The sequence below is a fragment of the Bacteroidales bacterium genome (assembly GCA_013141385.1).
GTDB lineage: Bacteria > Bacteroidota > Bacteroidia > Bacteroidales > Tenuifilaceae > UBA8529.
Map to the genome: position 1 here is coordinate 173,079 of JABFRB010000002.1, position 24,083 is coordinate 197,161.

Genomic DNA, 24,083 nt, shown 5'->3' on the forward strand with positions numbered 1-24,083 from the left:
AAGATATTCAAAGTTAAATCATAAATATTAAAGAGAAAAAGTGGCAGATACTTCCACCGATTATAAGTAGGTGGAACACACCGTGTCCAAAAGGAATTTTTTCTATTAAGTAAAAGATTACGCTAAAAGAATACGTTAAACATCCTGCCATCAAAAACCATAAAGAGGTTATTGGAACATTCCTAATAATTGGAACAATTGCAATTATTCCAGTCCAGCCCATAATGACATATAGCCATGTCGATAAACGTCTGTATTTTAGAGAATAAAACCAAATCTTAAAGATAACACCCGAAATAGCCATTGCCCACAGAAGTCCAAAAATTACCCATCCGAATGCACCTCTAATGCCCACTAATGCAAAAGGCGTGTAGGTTGCTGCAATTAGGATATAAATTGATGAGTGATCGAATCGGTTAAGGTTTGATTTGGTTTTTAGATTTACTGCACTATGAAATAGAGTAGATGCGGTATAAAGATTAATCATGCCCGCCCCAAAGATGCTAAATGTTACTATATGCCAAACATTACCATAGTATGCACCTCTAATAATCAATAAAGCAGTACATGCAAATGCAATAAGTAATCCAATTCCATGAGAAGTGCTGTTTACAATTTCCTCGTTCTTAATTCGTTGTTTTGTTTTTGGAACCATTTTCTCAGCAAGAATTTTATTATATGATTGTCCGCAATGATACCTAGTGGATAATAAATAATCCAAATTGTCATTGCCTTGCGGCGAACTCGCAAAAAAACGCTCGGTTCCTGCGAATGCAGGAATCCATCTCTTTAGCTAGATTCCGGGACTTCGCCCGGAATGACAATGGAGTGTGTTTTGCTTATAGGTAATATAGCGAATATGTATTTTTTATTATTATGATTCTCTATATTTCACTTTAAAAAAAAGCATAATTAATGAAAATACTAAAACAATTACATTGGTGAAGGTCAAAGCAAAACTCTGGATCAGAATACCATAAAGAAGCCACAGTGCGCTACCCAGTGCTGCTATAATAAACATCAATAAAGAAACATCATCTGTCGATTTTGACCTATACGTTTTAATTACCTGTGGTAAAAAGGTTGTACAGGATAATACTCCAGCCACAATACCTATAATCTCTACATTCATACTTTCACCTATTAAACAATTTAGCTGTAAAATAAAGCATAAGATTTTTAATATGGTAGTAAATGATTTATTTTTCCAAAAAAAGAAAGTTGAAAAACGCAAAGAATGATTTGTTTTTTGTTATACCTTTATTTTCTCTAACCTAGAATTTATATGACAGTTAAGACTCTTAATCGTAATAATATCCAAATGAAAGGTATTATTACATTTCTGTGCTATTTTTTATTATCAGCAGGTTATCCAACATTTGCCCAAACGGATAATGAAAAGAATCTAAAATGTTTAGATGAATATTATGCAAAGGCAATAAATGATTGGCGAGTTCCTGGGATGGCTATAGCCATTGTTAAGGATGATTCAGTAATCTTTGCTAAAGGTTATGGGGTTAGAGAGATAGGCAAACCCGAAAAAGTTGATAAAAATACTCTATTCGCCATTGCTTCCAACACAAAAGCTTTTACCTCTGCAGCAATGGCAATTCTGGTTGATGAAGGGAAAGTAAATTGGGACGACAAGGTCATTAAATATCTTCCTTGGTTTCAAATGTATGATCCTTATGTAACGTATAATATGACAATTCGCGACCTCCTTTGCCATAGAAGCGGTTTGGCTACCTTTAGTGGAGATTTAATTTGGTTTGCTTCAAATTATTCAAGAGAAGAGGTAATTAAAAGGGTAAGATTTTTAAAACCAGTTTATGGTTTTCGTGAGCGATTTGGTTATTCAAATATTATGTATTTAACCGCTGGGGAGGTGATTCATTCCGTAAGTGGTAAATCTTGGGATATTTTTGTTGCTGAGAAGATATTCAAGCCATTGGGAATGAGTAGAACTTTTACATCTGTAAATGACTTGAAGAGTATGGATAATGTAGCAATGTGCCATACTCAGTACAATGATAAGATCATATCAATTCCCTATCTAAATTGGGATAATATTGCTCCTGCTGGCGCAATTAATTCTTGCGTTGCAGATCTTGCAAAATGGATGAAACTTCAATTAAGGAATGGGAAAATTGGCTCAAATCAGATTTTTTCGGAAAAACGAAGTAAGGAAATGTGGTCGCCTAATACACCTCAGAATATATCATTCTTTTCAGAAAAGCAGTTTCCATCTACCCATTTTAAAGCATACGCTTTGGGTTGGGGTGTTAGTGATTATCTTGGTAAAAAAATTGTATCTCATAGCGGAGGATATGATGGTATGTTATCTTACACCTGCTTGATCCCAGAAGAAAAAGTAGGTTTTGTTATCCTTACAAACTGCAATAATTCTGTTTATAATCCATTAGTTTTTAAAACGCTTGATGTTCTTTTAGGCGGGAAGGAAACAGATTGGAGTCAGCTAATGTTAGAAAATATGAAGAGGCAACAAGAACTTGAAAAGAAGAGTAGCCTTGAGGAAGAGCAAAAAAGGGTAAAAGAATCTCATCCAACTCTTAACTTAAAAGAATATGAGGGATTATATGGTGGTGAACTATATGGAAATGCAATAATTACAAATGAGAATGGTTCTCTTAAACTATCATTTGTTCCGGCACCTAAGTTCCATTCATTACTAAAACATTGGCAGTACGATACTTTCTTTATACAATTTCCTGATTTTCCATCATTACCCGAAGGTAAAGTTACTTTTATCATTAATGCTGCTGGAAAAGTAGAAGAGATGAGAGTTAATGTTCCAAACCCCGATTTTGATTTTAAAGAATTGTTATTTAAAAAATTAGAATAGATTCATTAAAACCTGTTTTTATATTTTTTGCATTAAACCAAAACTTTGATATTTGGAAAATAAGTATATAAAGCAAGCCTTTATATTTATTAAACCCCAAACAACACAGTAATTTAACGTCATTATTCTAAAAAACACTCCGTAAATATATAGAAAAGTTCTATTTTTTTACTGAATTTTTTTGAGGCTATTTACAAGTGGTTATAATCGCTCTAATTTGGAGAACCTAACTTTTTAAAATTATAACCTATGAAAAAATTAATTTCAAGAAGCAGAATTATCGCATTAACTGCTCTTATAGCTATGTCAGCTATTATAATCTCTTGCCAAAAAGAGAATATTGAACCATCGAACCCTCCTCAAACTGGAATTCAAAAAGCAGCCGCTACTCGTGACAATAATATGGCACTGGGTAACCCATCTGGCGCAGTTGCTAGTACAAGTTATCCAACTAACTACCTGATGACTAAAACCCAATACACAATGTCATATAACAACACTAAGAAGACTTGTAATTGGGTATCTTGGCATCTAAGTACCGCATGGCTTGGCTCTACAGCGAGGCAGGATAATTTCAGGAATGATACTTCTCTTCCCACAGGTTGGGTTCAAGTAGGGGGTACCGATTATTCAGGTTCAGGATTTGATAGAGGTCATATGTGTCCAAGCGCAGATAGAACAGGTTCTGTAACTGATAACTCTGCAACTTTCCTAATGACCAATATGATTCCACAGGCACCAGTTAATAATCAACAAACTTGGGCTAACCTTGAGAATTATTGCAGAACCCTTGTTAATGCAGGTAATGAGTTATATATAATTTCGGGTCCTTCAGGACAAGGGGGAACAGGTTCTGCTGGAACAAAAACTACAATTTCAACCAAAAGTATTGTAGTTCCAGCTTATACTTGGAAGGTAATTGTTGTACTTCCTAATGGAACAAGCGATGTAACCAGAATAACCTCAGCTACTCGTGTTATTGCTATATGGGTACCAAATACCCAAAGTGTTAGTAGCTCATGGGGAAGTTATCGTAAAACCGTAGATTATATTGAAAGTCAAACAGGATATGATTTTCTAAATAGTGTATCTACTACAATACAAAGCGCAATTGAATCTAAAGTTGATACTGGTGCAACCAGCTAGTATTTAATCAGGTTTATCTCCCGCTAATAAGCAATTAAGTCATAGAGGATAAATAAGATTTTCTTTAATAGAAAGGAATCATCTCAAAAATATATCGAGATGGTTCCTTTTTTAATTGTTATTAGATTCTCCTGATTTTTCAATATTCATCGAGAAAAAATATTTTGCAAACAATTCGATTTACTTGTTCAAATATCTACAGTTCAATGCTGCAATTTCAATCTTGTTAATTCAACTATAAACCCTGATATATAGTGCAATAAACTTATCAAATAGAAAATAAAACTGATAGGATTAAACTTAATTTCAGTGTTTTTATTTAAAAGACAAAAGTTCATTTTTTGGAAAAATCACCCAGAAGAAGTGACTAGATATATTCTTTTTTCATAAAAAGGAAAGAACAGATTCTTTTCGTCTAAAACAATCGTTTAGCTGTAAAGAACAATTCTATTTATTAACGTACTGTTAATATTTAATTTTCATTCTTAGTAATAAATACCCTTACATTTAGTTACCTAACTTTTAAACTATATATCATGAAAAAAAATTTACTACGAAGCAGAATCATAGTATTATCAGCCTTGATAGCTATTACTGCTTTTTTTATCTCCTGCCAAAAGGAGTATGTTGAGCCAACAGTTTCAACACAGGAAACACTTCGTAAAGCAACAGCATCACCAATGGCTGAGAATTTTGAAAGTGGGACTAAAACTGCTTATACGGCAGCGAGTGTAACCCTTACAAGCGGATCTTGGTATTTTAACGATGCGCTTCTAGGAACACTGTCTACCGATAGAAAGAACGGTACAAAATCGGCCAGAATTAGGAATACTGGAAAAATAACTATGCAGTTTGATTATGCAAATGGTGCCAGCACTGTCGATATTTACCATGCTAAATTTGGTACAGATGCTACAAGTACTTGGGATCTTTACCTTTCAACGAATGGCGGAACAAGTTGGACAAAAATGGGTTCAACTGTAACCACCTCATCAACAACTCTTACAAAAGTTTCATTTACCGTTAGCCAATCAGGGAATGTTAGATTTGAAATCCGGAAAATTTCAGGAGGTACAGCACGTATTAATATTGATGATTTCACAATTAACGACTATTCTGGCGGTGGTGGAGGCGGTGGAACCCCATCATGTGATGATAATATGGCACTAGGAAATCCTTCAGGTGCTGTTACAAGCACATCTTATCCCAATAATTACCTAATGACCAAAACGCAGTATACAATGTCATATAATGATAGTAAGAGAACTTGTAACTGGGTATCATGGCATCTTAGTACCGCATGGATTGGTACTACTCCAAGGCAGGACGATTTTCGTGCTGATGTTACTTTACCTGCTGGTTGGGTACAAGTAGGGGCTACAGATTTTTCAGGTTCGGGATTTGATAGAGGACATATGTGTCCAAGTGCGGATAGAACTGGTTCCGTAGCTGATAACTCCGCAACATTCCTAATGACCAATATGATTCCACAGGCACCAATTAATAATCAACAAACCTGGGTTAACCTTGAAAATTATTGCAGAACTCTTATTAATGCTGGTAATGAATTATATATCATATCAGGCCCATGGGGACAAGGCGGAACAGGTTCTGCTGGAGCAAAAACTTTAATTTCGACCAAAAACATTGTAGTTCCTGCTTATGTTTGGAAAATAGTCGTTGTGCTTCCAGTTGGAACTAACGATGTAACAAGAATAACCTCAGCTACTCGTGTAATTGCTATATGGACACCGAATACTCAAAGTGTAAGTAGTGCATGGGGAGGATATCGTACTACAGTAGATTATATTGAAAATCAAACTGGTTATGATTTTCTAAATAGTGTATCTACTACAATACAAAGCGCAATTGAATCTACGGTTGATACGGGTGCAACAAGCTAATAACTAGATTGGCTATATATTTTATAAAACAATAGGTTTACAAAGGTTAATTAAGGTTTTGAATGAAAAGGAAGAGACCGTCTCAAAAGTAAAACGAGACGGTCTCTTTTTTTAAACGATCAATAAATAGTCTATATTCCAGTAATCATAAACTCAACTCTTCTATTTTTTGCTCTTCCCTGAGCCGTTTTATTGGTGTATTTGGGCTTAGTTAAACCATATCCCTTAGAAACAACCCTTGACGCTTGTACGCCCATAGAGATGACATATTCTGCAACTGACTGGGCTCTTTTTTCTGATATGGACATGTTAATATATGCGGCACCAACATTATCGGTATGCCCACTAATCTCAACCCGTACATTTGGGTACTCATTTAGGAATGAAACTAGAGCATTAAGAGATTTAAATGATGCCGGTTTTAGTTCTGCTTTTGCAGTTTCAAAGAAAACATGCTCAATATCAACCGATTGACCAACCTCAATAGGAGTAACATAAAAATTCTTTGGGATTTTGGTCATTGCAGCAACCTTGGTAAGATCTAGGGGTTCATATTTATTGTAGAAATTGTAAACCGATGGAGTAAGATCGTATACAAAACCAACGGGGAGTTTAAGTGTATACTCCAATTTAACAGAATCGTATTTAAATGCTGCAGAAACAACCCCATTAATTTTTAGTTTAACTGGAATACCGATTTCAAGGGGTTTGTCTGTTTTAGTATTTATAACTTTACCTGAAAGAATGGCCATTTTTGCATCCTTTCGCTCACCGAATACATTATGTTTTACCGTTGTAAACTCAACATAGCCAGATAGATCAAGTTCGTTTTCAATAGTATTATAATCCTTAGAAGCGATAGCAGTTTTGTATTTCTTACCATAAGGAAGTCGAATAGTAAATTCACCCGATGCAGGATCAATAATAATACTATCAACTCGAACACCATCTATAACAAGTTTTGGATTTGAATTTCCAATAATTGGGGTAAACGAATTATTATCGAGTGCTACCCCTTTGACTTCAATCCATGGATGAGAGGATAGATATAGATTGACCTCACGTTCTTGGTAAACAGTCTCCTTTAATACATCTACTGTATCTGCTTTTGATATAAAATTTTTAACTTTTGCTTCTACCACATACTTTGAGCCAAGTGGAAGGAGTACTTGGTAGCTTGCCGAGAATTGATCGTATTTAACGGAGTCATATTCCAGACCGTTGATAAGAACCCTTGGATTTTTCTCAAGAGAAATGGGCAGGTTAGTTCTTTTATCAATGATTTTTCCTTTAATTAAAACAAACGGTATTGTTGATAGGTAAAGGTTTAATTTAGATTCAGAATATTCCTTTACATTCCTTACATCGATATCGCTTGATATCCCATTCCAGTTTTTTAAGACAGGTTTTATAGAGTAAAGGCTACCCAGGGGGAGTAATACCTCATATGAAGCGGATGCTTTATCAATTTTGATGTTAGGATGAAATTCTCCATTAACTAATATTTGATAACAGGTATCAACTTGCATTAGAGTTTCATCCAGTTTGTTAAGAATTAAACCGGATACCTTCACAAAAGGGTTCTCTTCAAAGAGTTTAATTCTAAAAATATCAGATTTACCCAGAGAGTTGGTAATTGAGCAGTAGTAAGCCCAACTTCCTTTGACATTAAGTTTATAGTACGAATCCCAATTGGGTGTGTTTATGGAGTCAGTGATTAATTCAGGTTTTGACCATTTTCGAAATGAATCATCAGTACGTTCACATTTGTAAAAATCAAAATTATCACGACCATTACCATAGTTGGCAGAAAAGTAAATAGTCTTTCGATCTGCACTAAGAAATGGTGCTTCGGCACTTTTACCTTTATTTAATTCACCTTTAAGCTCTTTGGGTTTATCGTATCTTAAGCTATCACTTTGCCTAGATACGTAAATGGTTAACTTTGAATTATTAGGTTTTGGAGAATAGGCCAAGAATAAAAGATCTCTATTGGGTGAAATATAAGCATTTGAAACCTTGCCTTTGTTCATTCGTGAATAACCTTTGATATGAATGCGTTTGGGTTTACCCCAAGTATGGTCATCAATCTTTTCAATGATAGAATATCCGCGCTCTAGCCACAAAGTTCCTCTTCTATTATAGACGCCATTAATTAGAAATGATTTGCCATCGCTTAGGGCTGCAAGAATAGCGTTATAGCGACCAATGTTAACCTCTTTTGGTAGTCGTTTAGCGAGACTCCATGTACCATCATCATTTAGGGTACTATACCAAACATCTTGACTATTTAAACGACCAGCAGTGTTTTCTGGGTGATTAACTCTAGAAAAATACAACGTTTTACCATCTATAGATAAAACAGGGTTAATCTCAGAATATTCTGAGTTTATACTTGATCCTAGATTTTGGGGTGCAAAGGTTGATTGTGCTGGTACATTAGCAACAATCAGTAAAAATCCTACTGCAATTGGGAGTATATGTTTAATGAGTTTTTTCATAGTGGTCTTTGTTGAGTTCTTCATAACATAAAAATTGCAATTATCGGTAAGGTAATCCAACCGCCGATTTAACCCTTCCAAATACTAGATTTACTCCAAACCTGAAATTAACGTTTGTAGTATAAAGCGGATTAATTGCAGGATAAACATTATCAGCAATTATATAAATCTGCATAGGCCCTGGCTTAATAACCAAACCTACGCCAAGGTTATTAATTGTTTTCTGGTTGTAGGATATTGTTGAGATCAGATTAAGAAATCTACCTAAACCCTGTGAGAGTCCTAGCGTAAATGCGGGGTAAAGTTTTTTATTGTAAACCCCTGTGGCTGATATTCCAATGGTTGTTCGGCGGAATATATCGTAACTTGCCGATACTAAGAATTTAGGATGTAGGTATGTTCTATAGTTGCTATGAATTGTATCGCGAACAAAATCATCCTTCATCTTATTAATCAAAGAATCAGTATTAATTTCATTGTTGTATAACCATCCAGTTAGCATATCGACACCACCAAAGTTAGTTGTACCTTTCATAGTGTAGTTTGTAACGCTATCCTTCCAGTTTATATACCCCAGATCAGAAAAGGCGGCAGAAAATCTTGTTTTATCATCTAATTTATATGTTACCCCAGCACTGAGGGATACCCCCTTATTATTAAAATTAGAAAAATAGTTTGTTAAATAGGTTATATCCTGAGCATGATCGAAACTGAAATCGCCCTTACTATTTTTGGGTATACCGGCTGTATTCATTTTCACGTCAGCTTCAGCGGTATGAACATACATGTCATTATCAATGCTGATGTTAAAACTTTTAGGTTCAAACTGAACATTTGATAATCCTTGCAGTAGACTCACTCTTCCACCGAATACCCATCGATTAAGTTCTTTTGCCATACCGAAGGAATACTCATTGTAAAGGGTCACATCAACTCTAGTATTAGATAAATCAAGGCTATTACCAATAAATTGCTTATTCCCATTTATTATTAGGGACATGAGGCTTTTGGGGTACTGTAACCCTAAATTAAGATTGTTTCTTATACCAATCCAATAGTAGCCATTGCGAACTTTTATGCGTAAGTGAAAAATATCTACAGTTGTCCCTGTGTAAATAAGATTTTTATCACTTAGTCCAGCTAATAGTTTATTGGGGTTAATATGTGTTGTGTCGTTCCTGAAATCCGTAAAATCTTTCAAAACAAGACCATTTTGGATAACCTGACCATAAACCGAAGACATCCCTGGTAATCCCAGACTAACTGTATGTTCAGGAAGAACAGTAGGGTTAATATATGAGGATTGAAAAACATCCCTTAAGAAAGGCAATGTTAGCTCCGATTGAGCCTTAACATGTAAAACCAATCCTATGCTGAGTATTATAATTGATATTCTTTTCACGGGTTAACAATTTTAGAGTTTAGGCTTAACTGTTCCACTAACTTCTACGCTCATATCAACTGCAATTGAATTTGTTGAAAGAATAGTAATATTCTGAGGAGGAATGTTGTCAGCACCACCCGTTTTAAATCTAAAGAGCAAAATCATGTTTTTGGATGTTGATATTTTATCGTATTTGACTTTATTCATTTTGACATAAGAATAAGCATTGGTTGAGCCAGAAGACTCCCCTGTTGCCGCAGCAACCGGAGCACTTTTTATAAACCAATTGGATCCAGTATTGTATAATGAGTCAACAGCTAATCCTACCTGATTCAGAAAGTACGCTTGGAGGTACATATCTAAAGGTAACTCATTTGAAAACTTAAACTTTAAGGTAACTTTTGTTGAATCATCAAGGAGGATATCCGAATTTTGAAGATCTGGCCAATTAATATTTGCTATTGTATCAGCAATCTGATTGGTAACCACCCAGCCAAGAAGTGGTATTTCTATTTCAGATAATAGTTGAAACTTGCTATCGTTTCTTATAAAATAATCGTGATTTGTAGTTGCATCACCGATACCAAAGGTTGCACCAAAACCAATAGTGCGGGGGGCAATATCAAAAACATCTTCAATATTAGAATTAGTATGGTCAAGTTTAAGTTTAGTAGTATCAACGGGTTTACTGATTGTGGCGTATTTAAGCATATTAGGAGTTCCTATCAGCAGGTCTCCAGGTTGAGTTGTTGCACTGTTTGTAACCGAAATAATAGTACCCAGATTATTCTCAACATCAAAACGAGTAAAATTCACATTTGAGGGTATGCCAAAACTATTTATAAAATCCAATGAAAGTTTTGGTTCTGCCAAATGCTGTTGTGCAAGAATTGTTGAATTGAAAATGCTGATTGAGTAGGGTTGGTTTGTATGAATAAAAGAGTAGTTAATTTTCCCTGTTATCTTTTGATAGGTAGGGCTATTTATTGATAATTGTATTGCTATATTCCCTGCTAAACTCGGGTTCCCGCTTGAGGTGATTGTGGCGGTTACGGAGTATTTTACATTATTGTAAGTACTTGGGGCATCTAAAAGATCTAAGTAGTATCCGTTTAGGTTAATAGAATTATTATAGGTTGAACCATTATTAGGTAACGTAAAATTTAATACAGTTGAACTATTGGATACATTTTTAAGCGAAGTGATGGTAATATCTCCGCTGATACTGTGGTTAAATGTATTAGTAAGACTTACCTGAAGTGTTCCTCCTGATAAATCAACTCTTTTCAGTTCGGCTCCAGCAAAAGTCGTATAGGTTTGATCATATGTTTTTGTAAGTGGTCCCAGTACAGTTCCTGCAGGAAAAATGGGAGGAATTTCACCTGCAGAAAGTCCGTAGGTATCGTTAAATGTTATTGGAGGGATGTTAAATAGTGAGGTTGCCAATCCAATGTCAATAGTGTCTCGGAAGGCCAGAAAATACATGTTACTTCCGGGATGCTGTTCAACTAGCGTATTGGCTCCACTTTTTTCTGCAAGTTCTTTAAATGTAATCTTGGATTTCACCACAGGAAATACAAACGATGGAGAGAAAGGATCAATAGCGATGTTCTGAAAATTTGAGTAGTCGTAACAGCCAGTCATCCCTATTAATAAAACTCCAAGCCATTTAACAATTCTGGTTTTCATATATGTAGTGGTTAGGTTTCTATTTGCACTTTTACGTATAAAATGCCAAATTGATTAAATATAAGCGATGTAATTTAGATATTTATTTATTGTTGATCAAGTAAAAATGGATTTAGAGCAAAAAAGGAGGGTTAAAACCCTCCTTTTTTATTCGTAATTTATTGAAAATATTAATAAAATTTCGAGCGATTATCCTTAATATTTGCATCTTTCTTTACGGCTTCATAAGCTTCGTAGTAAGCCCGTGAGGCATATGAACCTTGAATTCTATTTTTTTCAGATATTAAATCCCCTTCTTCTTTATTCAAGGCTGTTACGCTAAGTATAAAGACGCCACTATTTCCAATAACTGGACCTACAATTTTTCCTTCGGGACTAATAGTTGCTGTAGCAATTACTGATGGCTCAACCCCAGCATTTGGTAATGAGAAAGAGCTGAAAGATACCCTTGAAGCTTGTTCTACCCTAGAACCAATATTTTGCGCAATTGATTCAATATTTTGTGAACCTTTCATCGCATCACGGAGTTTTTGTGACAGAACTTCTCCCTTCTTTTCAAGAATAACTTTTAACCTTATTTCTTCCCTAACCTGAGAAAGAGGGGCAAAACCTTCCTCACGAATTTCTGAAAGAGTTGCAACTACAAAATTTTCTCCAAGTTCAAAAACTTCTGATACATTTCCTTTTTTAGATTTGAATGCCCAGCGGATAACTTCCCTAGGATTATCAAGGCCAGCAATTTTACGATCGTTTGCAAGAAGGTTTGAAGCAATGCGTGGGGTTAATTTTTTACTAGTAGCAGCTTTTGTGAATAGCTCTTTGGTTGTATTTGTTCCAGCAAATTGGGATGCTTCTGAAAATATTGATTGAATAGTTTTGGAACTAGCAGTAACTTTTCTTTCAACAACAGCAACTTGAACCTTTTTAACCTCTTTACCTTTGTCAACCACATTTATTATATGATAACCATATTGTGTTTCAACAACAGAAAGTTCTCCCTTTTTCCCATTAAAACACGCATCGTTAAATGGTTTAACCATCATACCTTCACGCACCCAACCTAGTTCTCCACTTTTATCTTTTGAGCCAGGATCACTAGAGTATTCCTTTGCAAGTTTTTCAAAACTTCCACCTCTTTTCAAAACTGCTAATAAACTATCTGCAGTTGCTTTAGCTTTATTAACGGACTCTTGGGTTTTTTCCATGGGGCTAATTAGGATGTGGCGAACTTTTACAGAATCTGGCAAGTAGTTAATACTTGCAAGTCTTACAAGTTTATAGCTATTCCCATCGTAAATTGGTCCCATTATATCGCTTTGCTTTGCAAGAAAAGCCCAATTATTATAATCTTTTGGCAGTTCACCATCTTTATAGTTTTTACCGTCAAATGGGGTATCGGAATTAAGGGTTGCGTACTGTTTTGCATCAGGAGCATTTTGAAACTCTCCCTTAACTTTATTGATCCACTCTTCTACAATTTTATTATCTTCATCGGAAGGACGAATTGGAAAAATAACATATTCAATATCACGTGTTGCCTTTTGCTCATAATCCTGTTTGTGAGAATCGTAGTATTTTTCTAAATCAGATTGAGTGTATTTAACTAAAGAATCTGATATTGAAGAGTAAGGTTTATTTACATAAGCAAAATCAACCTTAGTATTTTTGTCATTTATGGATCTACGAGTTTCTAGGTTAGTTGCGTAAAGACCTTTGCGAATTAAATTTGTATACTTTGTAAAAATACGCTCAGTTTTAATCTCGTTCTCAACATATAGCCATATTGTTTTTTGACGACCGCTCGGATCTTCATCCATCCTCTTAAGGAATTGGATAATTGCTTCCTTTTTCACCTCGCCTGTTTGAGGATTTCCGAAAAGTTGCTGAATCATGGGATGAATATTACGACCCTGAACCATATCAAACAGCTCATCGGGATGTAATGCCAGACCAAGATCTTTATACTGATCATCCATCACATTCTCTCTCACGAGTTGTTGCCATACCTGTTCACGCAAGTTCTCTGAGGTTTGTTCATCAAGATTGTTTTTACCTGTAAAAAGTTTATTAATCTCATAGATTTCCTCAACTTTTCCTTGGTATAACTGGTAAGGAATTGATCTTCCTGCTATTTTAGCTAGTTCATGTTCAGAATTTGCAAAAATCGATTTACCTGGTTTGACAAAATCACCTAGGATGAATGAAAAAAGTGCTATTCCAATTACAACTGCTAGAAGAACACCTGCTCGGTTTCTTAATTTCTCTAGTGTAGCCATTTAATTCTTATTTAGTTCTCTTTTTAATTTCGTTTTTTTGAAGCTACGAATATAGCAATTTTAGTTTTTGCCTTTCAAAAGTCGAGCTTCAATTTTTAAAAAATAGCCGATTATTAATTATATTAGAAATAATATGCTTTTTTAGGGAGTAGTGAATGTTGAAAAAAGCAATTTTGAAAAGCCTCAAGATTGCTTTAAACGTCTAGATCTTCTCATAAGGTACATAAGGAACGCAACTATGCTTAAGACCAAAAACATAGAATTTGCCTTTATTCCAGGAAAAATAAATGTATACAATGCAATGGCTAAACAAATTGCAGATAGACTTAACCATGTCATTTCAAGGATATAGGCTAATTTTTTCATCAAATATTAGAGTACAACTGAAGACAAGTATTTACACAAAAAGACACTAATGAATTATTTCTTGCTTAAAGTAGAATCCTTTTTCACCTCTGTATTTTCATCCAAATAATAGAAACTGTTAGGTTTCTTTATTTCCCAATTATTAAAAGCTTCATCAGAAACAAAACCTTGACCATATTGAATACCATCTGCTGTGGTTATTTTAACCATATCTTCGGTATAGATTGTTCTTTTGTTTTGATCCCAAAAAAGATGCTCAGTATTTAGGGTTTCTCCTTTTTTGTTTTTAGCTATAACATTGTTACTGGCAGACCAAAGTTTCTTTTTATCGTAGTAATTGGCATAATTTGAGGTAAGTTCTGATTCAATTTCCATTGAGTCAGAAAAGTTGTACACCGTTATACCTTCTGGAAATTCTGTGTATGGTTGTTCAACGTTTTGAAAGATTTTGGTTACCGGGGCAATTACTTTAAGTTTAACCTTCCCATTCTCTGTATATATAATTTCTGACTTTTTTGCAGTTATTGAAGCTTTATCCTCTTTATTCTCTAGTACACTTGCTATATCTATATTATTAGTGCATGAAAAAAGTGTAATAACCCATGAACTTACAAGGGTAAAGAATATCAGATTTTTATGGTTCTTCTTTAAGTTAAAGCTACTCACAAGTTCAGATAATATTTCAACCGTAATAAAAATGGAACAATAAAGTATTAGAGGGAATTAGTTGTACTTTCTCTTAATAAACCAGAAATCATAGAATGTTAAACTAAGACTAAATAATCCGTAGGTTTCTCTTACAAGATTATTGTTAGTTGTTCCTCGTCTTCCCAACTCAAAAGAAACGTTGAATTTTGTGTTATTCCGAAAAGGGAAACCCATTCCAGCACTAACTCCATACTCATTAATTTGATCATCATTAATCTTAATATATGAGTTGGTATAGTGTGAGCCGAATCTGTAATTGACCCTTTTGAAATAACTCTTTAAATCATTACGATTTGGTGTATACTCAACTCCAAAACGATAAGTTTGGGAGTTTGAAAGAGGCTGTTTTGTCCCCAAAAACATGGAGTTAGACCAATTCTGAGTGGAGTATTCAATTGAAGTGAAAATCTTGTTTTTATAATTATAGGCAGCACCTACGCTAATATTTCGCGGGAAAGTTATATGACCATATGTGCTATCCTTAAATGAAACCGTATCGGCACTACCAGCAAGTTCCGATTGTGCAAAGTATTTTCGTTTGGCTCTAATACTGGATTCGTTATCTAAAGTAGCGCCAAATTGAAAGTAGTTATTATCTTGTTTATTAACAAACAATGTGTATTGTGCTCCAACACTGAGAGCGACATCACCTATAACGATACTGTTTCTTTCCTTAAAATTAGCATAGGAACTTTGTTTATCTAAAGGGTAAACAATCTCATTAATATAATCGAGGCTACCAAAGAAGTATGAAAGGTTAAAACCAACCGATAAGTTTTTTAACTTAAAGGCATTCCCAATAAATGCTTGATTAATTCCTCCTTCGCCGCTATGATAGTATTTAATACGACCAATGGAACTAAGCAGAATTGGATCTGTTTCATAATTCTTAATTTTATAACCAACATGGCTATATGGTACAATACCAATACTTGCTCCCCACCACTTTGTCATTGGGAAAGATATGGCGATATGGTGAATTCCTCCGGATCCGTTGGTTGCTGATTGATCCAAGGTCTCATATTTAGTTCCACCAGTTTCCATTCCAAAATCTAGGATAAACGACATTGAGTCCTGAGCGGTATATGAAGCAGGGTTTAGGTAGTTTATTCCAAAAGGGTTTCTTATGGTCTGTGAAATTCCTCCCATTGCTTTTGTTGCAGCAAATCCACGGGTTGGTATTTGACCAACCCCATAGCGTGAATAGGGTGAATATGTATTGACACTTTGAGTGTAAGCAAAAATTGAGGCAATAACTAATGCGCTGGTTAAGAATGTTTTTTTAATGTTTTGCATTGAATTCAAGTATTCGGTTTAAGCCTATTATTACTAAATTTTGGACTACAAAGATGCTATTTTTTAACTTATTAACAAAGAAATTCACATCACCCCCTGTTACTATTACCATTGGCGAGGGAAACTCTTCTTTTATTCGATTTATATAGTAATCAATCTCACCAATAACCCCGTTTAGCACTCCTGACTCAATACATTCTGATGTACTTGAGCCAATCAATTCAAATGTATCTACTCGTTCTAAAAGCGGGAGGTTTGCGGTGTGCTGATGTAATGATTTAAATCTTAGTGCAATACCAGGTGATATTGCACCTCCATGGTACTGACTTTTATTATCTATTAGATCATATGTAATAGCGGTACCACAACCTATTACAAGTAGATTTGTAGAAGGGTAGAGATAATTAGCACCAACCACTAAAGCTATTCTATCTAGCCCCAAGGTTTGTGGCGTTTTATAATTATTGGTGATAGGTATTTTAGTTAAACTGTTAAATTCAATTGTTGGAATAATACTTATTAAATGACTTGCAACTTCTTTATCAATCTTGCCTACGTTTGAAATAATTGCTTTATCAGGAGAATATTTCGATATGGTTTTATCAATAACTTCAGTTGATAAAAATTCATATTTATCAACATTGATTATAGTTTCACCCTCGGCAATAGCAACTTTAGTTAAAGAATTTCCGATATCGATAACAAGGTTCATCCTGTAAAAAAATTTATTTACACGCAGCTAGTTAGTAATTTGTTGTAATACTTTAATAGCGTTTTCGATATTTTCAATTTTTTTAACAGTTAGCGAGAGCTTTTCCTTCGATTCTTTAAACTGGAATAATTGATGGTGTTTTTGAATGTATCCTATAATATTTGCAAATGTTTCAGAGCGATAGAACGATGATTGTTGGTTGGAAATAAAATACCCTACTAATATTTCATTCTTAAGTACAATCTTCTCCATCCCAAGTTCTATGGCTATCCATCGCAAACGAACAACATTAAGCAATTCAATTGCTTGCTTTGGTATTTCACCGAAGCGATCCTTTAGATGAGTTTCGAATTTTTGAAGATCTTCTGCTCTCTCAATACTATCAAGCTCTCTATAAAGCCTCATTCGCTCAGGGACACTATTTACATAATTATCAGGGAGTAAAAGTTCAAAATCTGTTTCGATATGACAATCTGCATGTAATGGTTTCCATGCCATATCTTTTTCATCATTTTCGGATTCAAACACCGATTTAAACTCAGTTTCCTTAAGCTCTTGAATAGCTTCGTCCAGAATTCGGTGATATGTTTCAAACCCTATATCAGCAATGAATCCACTTTGTTCACCACCAAGCAAGTTTCCAGCACCTCTAATATCTAAATCTTGCATGGCAATACTAAATCCGCTTCCAAGATCTGAAAACTCTTCTATTGCCTTCAACCTTCTTCGAGCCTCATTGGTAAGAGTTTCAATAGGAGGGGTGATCAAATAGCAAAAGGCTTTCTTGTTTGATCGACCTACGCGACCGCGGAGCTGATGTAAATCGCTCAAACCAAACATATGAGCGTTGTTTATGATAATTGTATTTGCATTCGGTATATCAAGACCTGATTCAATAATAGAAGTTGCTATCAGTACATCATAATCACCGCTAATAAAATCAAGCATAGTTTTTTCAAGCCTTGAGGGTTCCATTTGTCCATGACCTATAACGGTTCTAACATGTGGACATAATTTATGGATCATCACCTGAATCTCGATAATATTCTGTACACGGTTGTGAACAAAAAATATCTGTCCACCCCTTGAAACCTCATATTCAATGGCCTCTTTTATAATCTGTGAGCTGAATACATGAATTTCGGTGGATATTGGATGCCTGTTTGGAGGAGGAGTATTAATAATGGACAAATCCCGAGCTCCCATTAACGAGAATTGAAGAGTTCTTGGGATTGGTGTGGCTGTTAGTGTTAGAGTATCAACATTAACCCTTAGTTGCTTAAGTTTTTCTTTAGCGGCAACGCCAAATTTTTGCTCTTCATCAACAATCAGTAGACCAAGATCTTTAAATTTCAGGGTATCTTTAATTAGGGCATGTGTACCTATTATAATATCAATCTTTCCTTCGATCACCTTTTGAGTAATCTCCTTCTGCATTTTAGCAGATTTCATTCTGCTTATAAAATCAATAGAACAAGGAAAATCCTTTAATCTTGAGGTAAATGTTTGATGATGCTGAAGTGCAAGAATTGTAGTGGGAACTAAAATAGCAACCTGTTTGCTATCAGCAACCGCTTTAAAAGCCGCTCGGACGGCAACCTCTGTTTTTCCAAAACCCACATCACCACATATTAGCCTATCCATAGGGATTCGTGACTCCATATCCTCCTTTACAGCAATGGTTGCTTTTTCTTGATCGGGTGTATCTTCAAAAATAAATGATGCTTCGAGTTCTTGCTGCATGTATGTGTCGGGAGAGAAAGCAAATCCGTGCTCCGCTTTGCGCTTTGCGTATAAGGCAATTAAATCCTTGGCAATATCTTTAATCTTCCGTTTTGTATTCTGCTTCAATCTTTGCCAAGCACCACTACCAAGTTTATGCACTTTAGGGGCGTCTGAATCTTTGCCCCTGTATTTCGAGATGCGGTGTAGATTATGGATATTAACAAGAAGGGTATCGCTATCCTGATAGATCAATCTTACAGCCTCCTGCTTTTTCCCATTCACATCAGTTTTAACCAGCCCACCAAAGACTCCAACCCCATGATCGATATGGACAACATAATCTCCCGGTTTTAAATTAATCAACTCCTGTATCGATATGGCATCTTTGCGATTAAATTCATGTTTCAGAGTAAACTTATGATATCTATCGAATAGTTGGTGGTCAGTATAAAGGCAGATTTTAAGTGTATGATCGATAAACCCCTCGTGAATTGTAGTTGGAACTGAAGTAAAATGAATTTGTTTATTGATGCTTTGAAAAATTCCTGAAAGTCTTTCAAACTGAGTTCTATTATCGGCTAGAATATATGTTTTGTAATCCTTTCCTGTATTCTCTTCGATATTTTGAGCTATCAACTCAAAATTTTTATGAAATAAAGGTTGAGGTGAAGTTTCAAAATTAATTATATAATCGGGTTTAAAGAGATGCTTAAGGCCAAAATCCACAGATCCTTTATCTTTTAAAAAATCAAATAACTCCTTTCCTTTTGCAAAATTCGATTCAATATTTCCAGAATAGCCTTCATTATTTGAGGTAGATGCAAGTTCATAAAGTTCGTTCATTCTGCCAATGGCAACTTCACTATTTTTCGCCCAAACGGATATATTTTTGGGAAGAGTATTGGAGAGAAAAGTACGTGCAAGATTTTCACCTCCTATATGCATATTCGGGATGATTGTTATTTCATTCAGCTGCTCGCGTGAAAGTTGATCCTCTACATCAAAAACTCTAATGGATTCAACCTCATCGCCAAAAAAATCTACTCGATAAGGATTTGCGTCAGAAAATGAGAATATATCGACTATGCTACCACGAATTGAGTATTGTCCAGGTTCATACACAAACTCAATCCTCTCAAAACCATACTCATCCAAAAGATCCATTATAAATGAAGGTGGAATCTTCTCTCCTTTCTTTATAATGAGCGTATTTTTTTCAAGATTCTCTATGGTTACTACCTTTTCAAATAGGGCATCGGGGTAGGTAACTATTGCTATATTAAGGTTTGAGTTATGAGCCAGCCTTGGTAGAAGATTAAGAACATCGGTTCTTTGAATTACAGCTTCAGATAAGGTTTGGCTATACTGTACAGATCGTTTAAAGGATGAAGGGAAGAAAAAGATTTGCTCAGGTGATAATATATTAGAAAGATCATTAAAAAAATAAGCTGCCTCCTCCTTATCAGTTAGTATAAAAAGGAATGGTCTATTTGATTTTTTAATACACGCAGAGGCTACTAATCCAATTGATGAGCCCGATAAACCCTTGATAAATAAATTTGTAGGTTGATTCTTTGAAAGGCTATCTACAACATTTAAGGTATTACTGTTTTGAAGGTAGAGTTCAAGGATATTATCAATATTAAGCACCTGTTCCATTGGCAGACTTAAAGTTTAATCCGCAAAGTTATACCAATTGCATTGATATTTAAACCAAGGTCAAAATATAAATTGGTATACCTTTGTTTTAAACTTTCAAGTTCATTTGTGCTATCTTACTTACATGGGTTTTTCATATGTCATCTTATTCCTTTTCAAAAGGTACAATAAAAAAATTATTGCGAAGAAAAGAAGTACACTAAAAATCTTAAAAGCTGAACTGAAACTTTGGAATGACTCTAAAAAATAATCCCAGAATTCGCTTCTTAATGGATTACTCATGTAGCATAAGGATTCAACCAAACAGTAGGCACTTCTTAACAATACTAGCAGACCTATTGAAATGGTAATTGATTGTAAGTAGAAATGAGCCTTTGTCATAAAAATAAAATTAAGTTATATTATTGTTTATCTTCATGTTGAAGATATCAAGGCATAACATTTCAACTTTATCGATGAAAAATCATTCATTTTTTTTAAATAGTAAAAGAGTAGGAATAATTGTGCAAATGCTTATCATCCCACATATTATTGGGTATTGCAAATCATTTGTTTTTATGTACACAAAGATGGTTAAACCAATAAGTATTAAATTAATACCTATAGCTAATACCCTAAAATAAAACTTCTCGTTTTTCATTTTTTTAGAATAACAAAACCAACCACATCTTAGTCAAGTTTATACTCTTTTCAATTGTTTTATAATATTTGCCTTCGAGTCAAAAACAAATTGTAAGGCTAGGCTAACCAAGCATAAAACTATTTATTTTTTATAAAAAAGTAGACTCATAGCAACAGCTGTGATAGTGCACCCCAAAAAAATAAAATATTGTTGTTTAAATAAAAAAATACCAAGTAACACAGTAACTAGTCCTAAAAAACTTAGTATTAAACCAATTGTTTTTATCATAACTTTATATTATTTATTGAGATACATGGATTACAGATCCATACATCTCAAAGGTTATAATTAATTATCACTTGTAAGAGTGCCAATAGCATAACCTGCAGCTTAAGAAGCGGATAAGCCTAATGCAAGACCCGCAAATACTTCTCCTAGAAGGGGTAGTATTCCCCCTGAACATTCTAATAATTCATTTTGATCGAGGGGAACAAGTTTTGTATCCTCTAAATTATTGATATCTTGGTTATTCATTTTCGTAATTTCATTAAGTTATGTTAATAATTAGTTTTTTTGAGCAGCATCATATCCTGCTTGAAATGACCCATAAAAAGCAAGACCCCAAAAAGTTGCAGTTACTGCTACAACAAGGTAAGGAATTATACCACCTTCAAATTCCTTTTGATAATATTGTTCCTGTAATAATCCCACTAAAAAAAATTACTAAAGTCCAGATAATCTTTTTTTAGAATTGGCTGATTTCATTTATGCAAAATTTAGCAAAAATAATACTTATGGTTTCTTCTTATAGAGGAAAAGGTTTACTATTAAAGCGATTGATATAAAATCAATAAAATTTATGTAATAAAAAGGAACTTTACTTTCAATATTTTTTAAATATGTGAGTAATAAATTGAGTATTATTACAATACTAAAAGTTGCGAAGGTTCCGATAATTGCTTTATATAATAGTTCAGTTTTTTTTGACTTTATGGTGTAATAAAGTAATACTAAACATATTATATATTTAGCAATAAAAATAATAACTTCATAGTTTTCCATTCGTACAAAATGTTAAATTTATTAATAATCGGTGCTTTGATCCTCAAATCCCCAGAATTTTCAAAGTACTTAAAGATATATACTTGCTCCAATTCTAACTCCAAAATATTCTTTAAGATAAACTTCTTCTGGAAGAAATCCTTTGGTTTTGTATATTATTCCCAGATCAATTGAAAATCCATTAAACGAAGTATTATGCTTGTTAAGGAAAAAATATCTTAAATCCATATCAACAGCTCCGCCAGTAAAAGAATCGCTAGTATTAAAATCAAGGTTAGTGGGTTGCTGCCAAAAATGACCATATAGACTGGCTGATAGTTTCTCAAAAGGTTTGTAATCATTCAAACTTACCCCAAAACCATTAAACCAATTTTCTTTGTTTTGAAATTGACGAATATATACTCCAACATTTATTGATTTATGTTTGAACCACACATTTTCATCAATAAAATCACCAAAGGGCGACATAGTGTAGCCCATTCCAATGTTAAAACTTGAATTTTCTGTTAATCTGAAATTACCTTTTCCTATTAGTAATGGATTTAATAAGTTCAATAATGAACGATAACCAACTTTAGTTACATATTTTTTTTCATCAGCAGTTAAATCTTTATATTGAGTATATCTGTAAAAAGCCATTGTTGGTCTATGTAGGTGTTTCACAGCACCATAGGTGTCAAAACCGACAATGTCTCTGTTAAGTTCATTGGTTTCTTCTTTTAAATTAATTTCGTATTTAAAAAGTCCTAATACATAGTATTGAAGTATTGCAAGTTTTCGAAAACAATATTCCCATTTATAATATTTGAATTTATCTTGCCCAAAACTACCTATTGTTTCCATTCTTTTTGTAAGCATGTAATCTGATTCTAGCCCTGCTGTATGCAACCTTATGTAAGTTGGTAAGTTGTTGTCCCGTAAGTTCTGCAATGTTTGGTCAGTTACTCCTTTTACATATGCAGCACCATATTTATTGAAAAAGGGTTGAGAAATTGAACCTATATTATTAGCCGTTAATATCGACCTATGTCCTTCCTCATGAGATAAAGGCATCAAAAATAAAGTTTCTAGGCCAATTTGTAATAAGTCAGACACTTTATCATTTTTTGAAACGGAATATAGTCCTCTAGTAAAAAGTCTATAACCCGACAAATAGTTCTGATTGAATTGTCTCATCGTAAAAAGTTGAGAAGGAGAGTCTTGAATGATGAAACTATAATAGGTTTTCTTTTTTAAAGAATCATTCTGAGCAAAAACATTATAAAAAGAGAAAAACATTAAGGCAAAAATCAATGTATTCTTCATTGTGAGAGTATCTTTTATATTAGTAATGCAAATATAAATTAAATAAAAAAATGAAAAATCACAGAGAGTCAAATATAATTTAAATACACGCTCTGTGATTATTCATATTAAAATTATGTTATTCTGTTGTTACAGGATCTCCTCCCATCCAACGACCCAAAAAATAGCCCATTCCAAAAGCAGCCATTAGGCCTATAATTGCTAAGACAAAACCACCATTGATGTTTTTTTTATCTTCAAGAGTTAATTCAGTAGTTCCAAATTGTTCTATGTCAATAGTTTTCATAATTTAATTGTGTTTTAAGATTAACTTTCTTGTGATTTACCAGCATCGGAAAGACCATACGCAACACCAGCGATTAAAGCAATTAGTCCGAAAACTAACCATAACGCAATACCTCCATTGGTGTCTTGACATTCTTTCTTTGTTAGTTCCTTAAGTCCATACTTTTCAAGTTCCATAACAAATTGTATTAAATTCAATAAGCAAAAACAACCCTCATTCTTTACCCTGCCGAGAGCTTTAGCACTGTAACGTTACAGATGCTAAGGTAGATTCCCAGCGTTCACAAAAAAAGAACGGAAGTAAAAAACCTCCACCATTTGTCTCCACACACTCTTTTTTGTTCAAGGGTTGCATTATATATTCCAAACTAATACTGTAGGGGTATTCATAGTAAAAAGTATTACCTATTTTGGAGTAAATTATTGGTGCTCCTTTAGATTTAAGTTCATCAATTATTACGTATAATCTAGTACGTCCAATGCCAAGTCTTGCTGCGAATTCATCAGGCGTCCCAGTTTTTCTATTATAAATCAATTTATGCATTAAATTAATACGGTCGATGTATTCAAAAATCTTCAT

At 34.1% G+C, this 24,083-nt stretch carries 19 protein-coding genes; 3 read left to right on the plus strand and 16 right to left on the minus strand.

The features are described from left to right. Positions 1-13: 13 nt before the first annotated feature. Together HOO91_01915 and HOO91_01920 are read right to left on the minus strand one after the other, a co-directional pair. Positions 14-655, minus strand: coding sequence for a hemolysin III family protein (locus tag HOO91_01915; GenBank protein ID NOU16302.1), 642 nt, complete (start codon positions 653-655; stop codon positions 14-16). 219 nt (positions 656-874) lie between these two features. Further along, positions 875-1,132 carry a SemiSWEET transporter gene (locus tag HOO91_01920; GenBank protein ID NOU16303.1) on the minus strand — a complete coding sequence of 86 codons (258 nt, stop codon included), beginning with the start codon at positions 1,130-1,132 and terminating at the stop codon, positions 875-877. Between the two features lie 153 nt (positions 1,133-1,285). On the opposite strand from HOO91_01920, the gene HOO91_01925 reads away from it, so the two are divergent. The 3 genes from HOO91_01925 (at position 1,286) to HOO91_01935 (ending at position 5,913) form a co-directional block, all read left to right on the plus strand. Further along, positions 1,286-2,863, plus strand: a complete 1,578-nt coding sequence (locus tag HOO91_01925; protein ID NOU16304.1) for a serine hydrolase — start codon at positions 1,286-1,288, stop codon at positions 2,861-2,863. Positions 2,864-3,112: 249 nt separating this feature from the next. Further along, entirely contained in the window at positions 3,113-4,009 is an 897-nt protein-coding gene (locus HOO91_01930) for a DNA/RNA non-specific endonuclease (protein ID NOU16305.1), read from the plus strand. Between the two features lie 536 nt (positions 4,010-4,545). Further along, positions 4,546-5,913 carry a DNA/RNA non-specific endonuclease gene (locus HOO91_01935; protein ID NOU16306.1) on the plus strand — a complete coding sequence of 456 codons (1,368 nt, stop codon included), beginning with the start codon at positions 4,546-4,548 and terminating at the stop codon, positions 5,911-5,913. 131 nt (positions 5,914-6,044) lie between these two features. Here HOO91_01935 and HOO91_01940 read toward each other — a convergent pair whose 3' ends face one another. The 14 genes from HOO91_01940 to HOO91_02005 form a co-directional block, all read right to left on the minus strand. Next, positions 6,045-8,414, minus strand: coding sequence for an OmpA family protein (locus HOO91_01940; protein NOU16307.1), 2,370 nt, complete (start codon positions 8,412-8,414; stop codon positions 6,045-6,047). 40 nt (positions 8,415-8,454) lie between these two features. Next, positions 8,455-9,816 (minus strand): hypothetical protein, encoded by a 1,362-nt coding sequence (locus HOO91_01945; GenBank protein ID NOU16308.1) that lies wholly within the window; start codon positions 9,814-9,816, stop codon positions 8,455-8,457. 12 nt (positions 9,817-9,828) lie between these two features. Then, entirely contained in the window at positions 9,829-11,487 is a 1,659-nt protein-coding gene (locus HOO91_01950) for a hypothetical protein (GenBank protein NOU16309.1), read from the minus strand. A gap of 170 nt (positions 11,488-11,657) precedes the next feature. Beyond that, positions 11,658-13,763, minus strand: coding sequence for a peptidylprolyl isomerase (locus tag HOO91_01955; GenBank protein ID NOU16310.1), 2,106 nt, complete (start codon positions 13,761-13,763; stop codon positions 11,658-11,660). Between the two features lie 420 nt (positions 13,764-14,183). Then, complete coding sequence (gene lptC / locus HOO91_01960; GenBank protein NOU16311.1) at positions 14,184-14,795, minus strand: LPS export ABC transporter periplasmic protein LptC; 612 nt, start codon at positions 14,793-14,795, stop codon at positions 14,184-14,186. Between the two features lie 57 nt (positions 14,796-14,852). Further along, complete coding sequence (locus HOO91_01965) at positions 14,853-16,133, minus strand: hypothetical protein (protein ID NOU16312.1); 1,281 nt, start codon at positions 16,131-16,133, stop codon at positions 14,853-14,855. Beyond that, positions 16,120-16,845: a type III pantothenate kinase gene (locus tag HOO91_01970; GenBank protein ID NOU16313.1), complete on the minus strand. Its 726-nt coding sequence runs from the start codon at positions 16,843-16,845 to the stop codon at positions 16,120-16,122. Before HOO91_01970 ends, HOO91_01965 begins: the two co-directional genes overlap by 14 nt. Positions 16,846-16,872: 27 nt before the next feature. Then, entirely contained in the window at positions 16,873-20,229 is a 3,357-nt protein-coding gene (gene mfd / locus HOO91_01975; protein NOU16314.1) for a transcription-repair coupling factor, read from the minus strand. A gap of 1,012 nt (positions 20,230-21,241) precedes the next feature. Then, entirely contained in the window at positions 21,242-21,385 is a 144-nt protein-coding gene (locus HOO91_01980) for a hypothetical protein (GenBank protein NOU16315.1), read from the minus strand. A 30-nt stretch (positions 21,386-21,415) separates the two neighbouring features. Beyond that, positions 21,416-21,562, minus strand: coding sequence for a hypothetical protein (locus HOO91_01985; protein NOU16316.1), 147 nt, complete (start codon positions 21,560-21,562; stop codon positions 21,416-21,418). Between the two features lie 420 nt (positions 21,563-21,982). Then, complete coding sequence (locus HOO91_01990) at positions 21,983-23,218, minus strand: hypothetical protein (protein ID NOU16317.1); 1,236 nt, start codon at positions 23,216-23,218, stop codon at positions 21,983-21,985. A 118-nt stretch (positions 23,219-23,336) separates the two neighbouring features. Continuing rightward, positions 23,337-23,504 (minus strand): hypothetical protein, encoded by a 168-nt coding sequence (locus HOO91_01995; protein ID NOU16318.1) that lies wholly within the window; start codon positions 23,502-23,504, stop codon positions 23,337-23,339. 20 nt (positions 23,505-23,524) lie between these two features. Further along, positions 23,525-23,680, minus strand: a complete 156-nt coding sequence (locus HOO91_02000; protein ID NOU16319.1) for a class IIb bacteriocin, lactobin A/cerein 7B family — start codon at positions 23,678-23,680, stop codon at positions 23,525-23,527. A gap of 61 nt (positions 23,681-23,741) precedes the next feature. Beyond that, on the minus strand, positions 23,742-24,083 hold the full coding sequence (locus tag HOO91_02005; GenBank protein ID NOU16320.1) for a DNA-binding protein: 342 nt from the start codon (positions 24,081-24,083) through the stop codon (positions 23,742-23,744).

Excerpts from the sequence above, each read along its gene's own strand:
- HOO91_01915 (NOU16302.1), bottom strand. The coding sequence starts at position 655 with ATGGTTCCAAAAACAAAACAACGAATTAAGAACGAGGAAATTGTAAAC.
- HOO91_01920 (NOU16303.1), bottom strand. The coding sequence starts at position 1,132 with ATGAATGTAGAGATTATAGGTATTGTGGCTGGAGTATTATCCTGTACA.
- HOO91_01925 (NOU16304.1), top strand. The coding sequence starts at position 1,286 with ATGACAGTTAAGACTCTTAATCGTAATAATATCCAAATGAAAGGTATT.
- HOO91_01930 (NOU16305.1), top strand. The coding sequence starts at position 3,113 with ATGAAAAAATTAATTTCAAGAAGCAGAATTATCGCATTAACTGCTCTT.
- HOO91_01935 (NOU16306.1), top strand. The coding sequence starts at position 4,546 with ATGAAAAAAAATTTACTACGAAGCAGAATCATAGTATTATCAGCCTTG.
- HOO91_01940 (NOU16307.1), bottom strand. The coding sequence starts at position 8,414 with ATGAAAAAACTCATTAAACATATACTCCCAATTGCAGTAGGATTTTTA.
- HOO91_01950 (NOU16309.1), bottom strand. The coding sequence starts at position 11,487 with ATGAAAACCAGAATTGTTAAATGGCTTGGAGTTTTATTAATAGGGATG.
- HOO91_01955 (NOU16310.1), bottom strand. The coding sequence starts at position 13,763 with ATGGCTACACTAGAGAAATTAAGAAACCGAGCAGGTGTTCTTCTAGCA.
- HOO91_01965 (NOU16312.1), bottom strand. The coding sequence starts at position 16,133 with ATGCAAAACATTAAAAAAACATTCTTAACCAGCGCATTAGTTATTGCC.
- HOO91_01970 (NOU16313.1), bottom strand. The coding sequence starts at position 16,845 with ATGAACCTTGTTATCGATATCGGAAATTCTTTAACTAAAGTTGCTATT.
- mfd (NOU16314.1), bottom strand. The coding sequence starts at position 20,229 with ATGGAACAGGTGCTTAATATTGATAATATCCTTGAACTCTACCTTCAA.
- HOO91_01980 (NOU16315.1), bottom strand. The coding sequence starts at position 21,385 with ATGAATAACCAAGATATCAATAATTTAGAGGATACAAAACTTGTTCCC.
- HOO91_01990 (NOU16317.1), bottom strand. The coding sequence starts at position 23,218 with ATGAAGAATACATTGATTTTTGCCTTAATGTTTTTCTCTTTTTATAAT.
- HOO91_01995 (NOU16318.1), bottom strand. The coding sequence starts at position 23,504 with ATGAAAACTATTGACATAGAACAATTTGGAACTACTGAATTAACTCTT.
- HOO91_02000 (NOU16319.1), bottom strand. The coding sequence starts at position 23,680 with ATGGAACTTGAAAAGTATGGACTTAAGGAACTAACAAAGAAAGAATGT.
- HOO91_02005 (NOU16320.1), bottom strand. The coding sequence starts at position 24,083 with ATGAAGATTTTTGAATACATCGACCGTATTAATTTAATGCATAAATTG.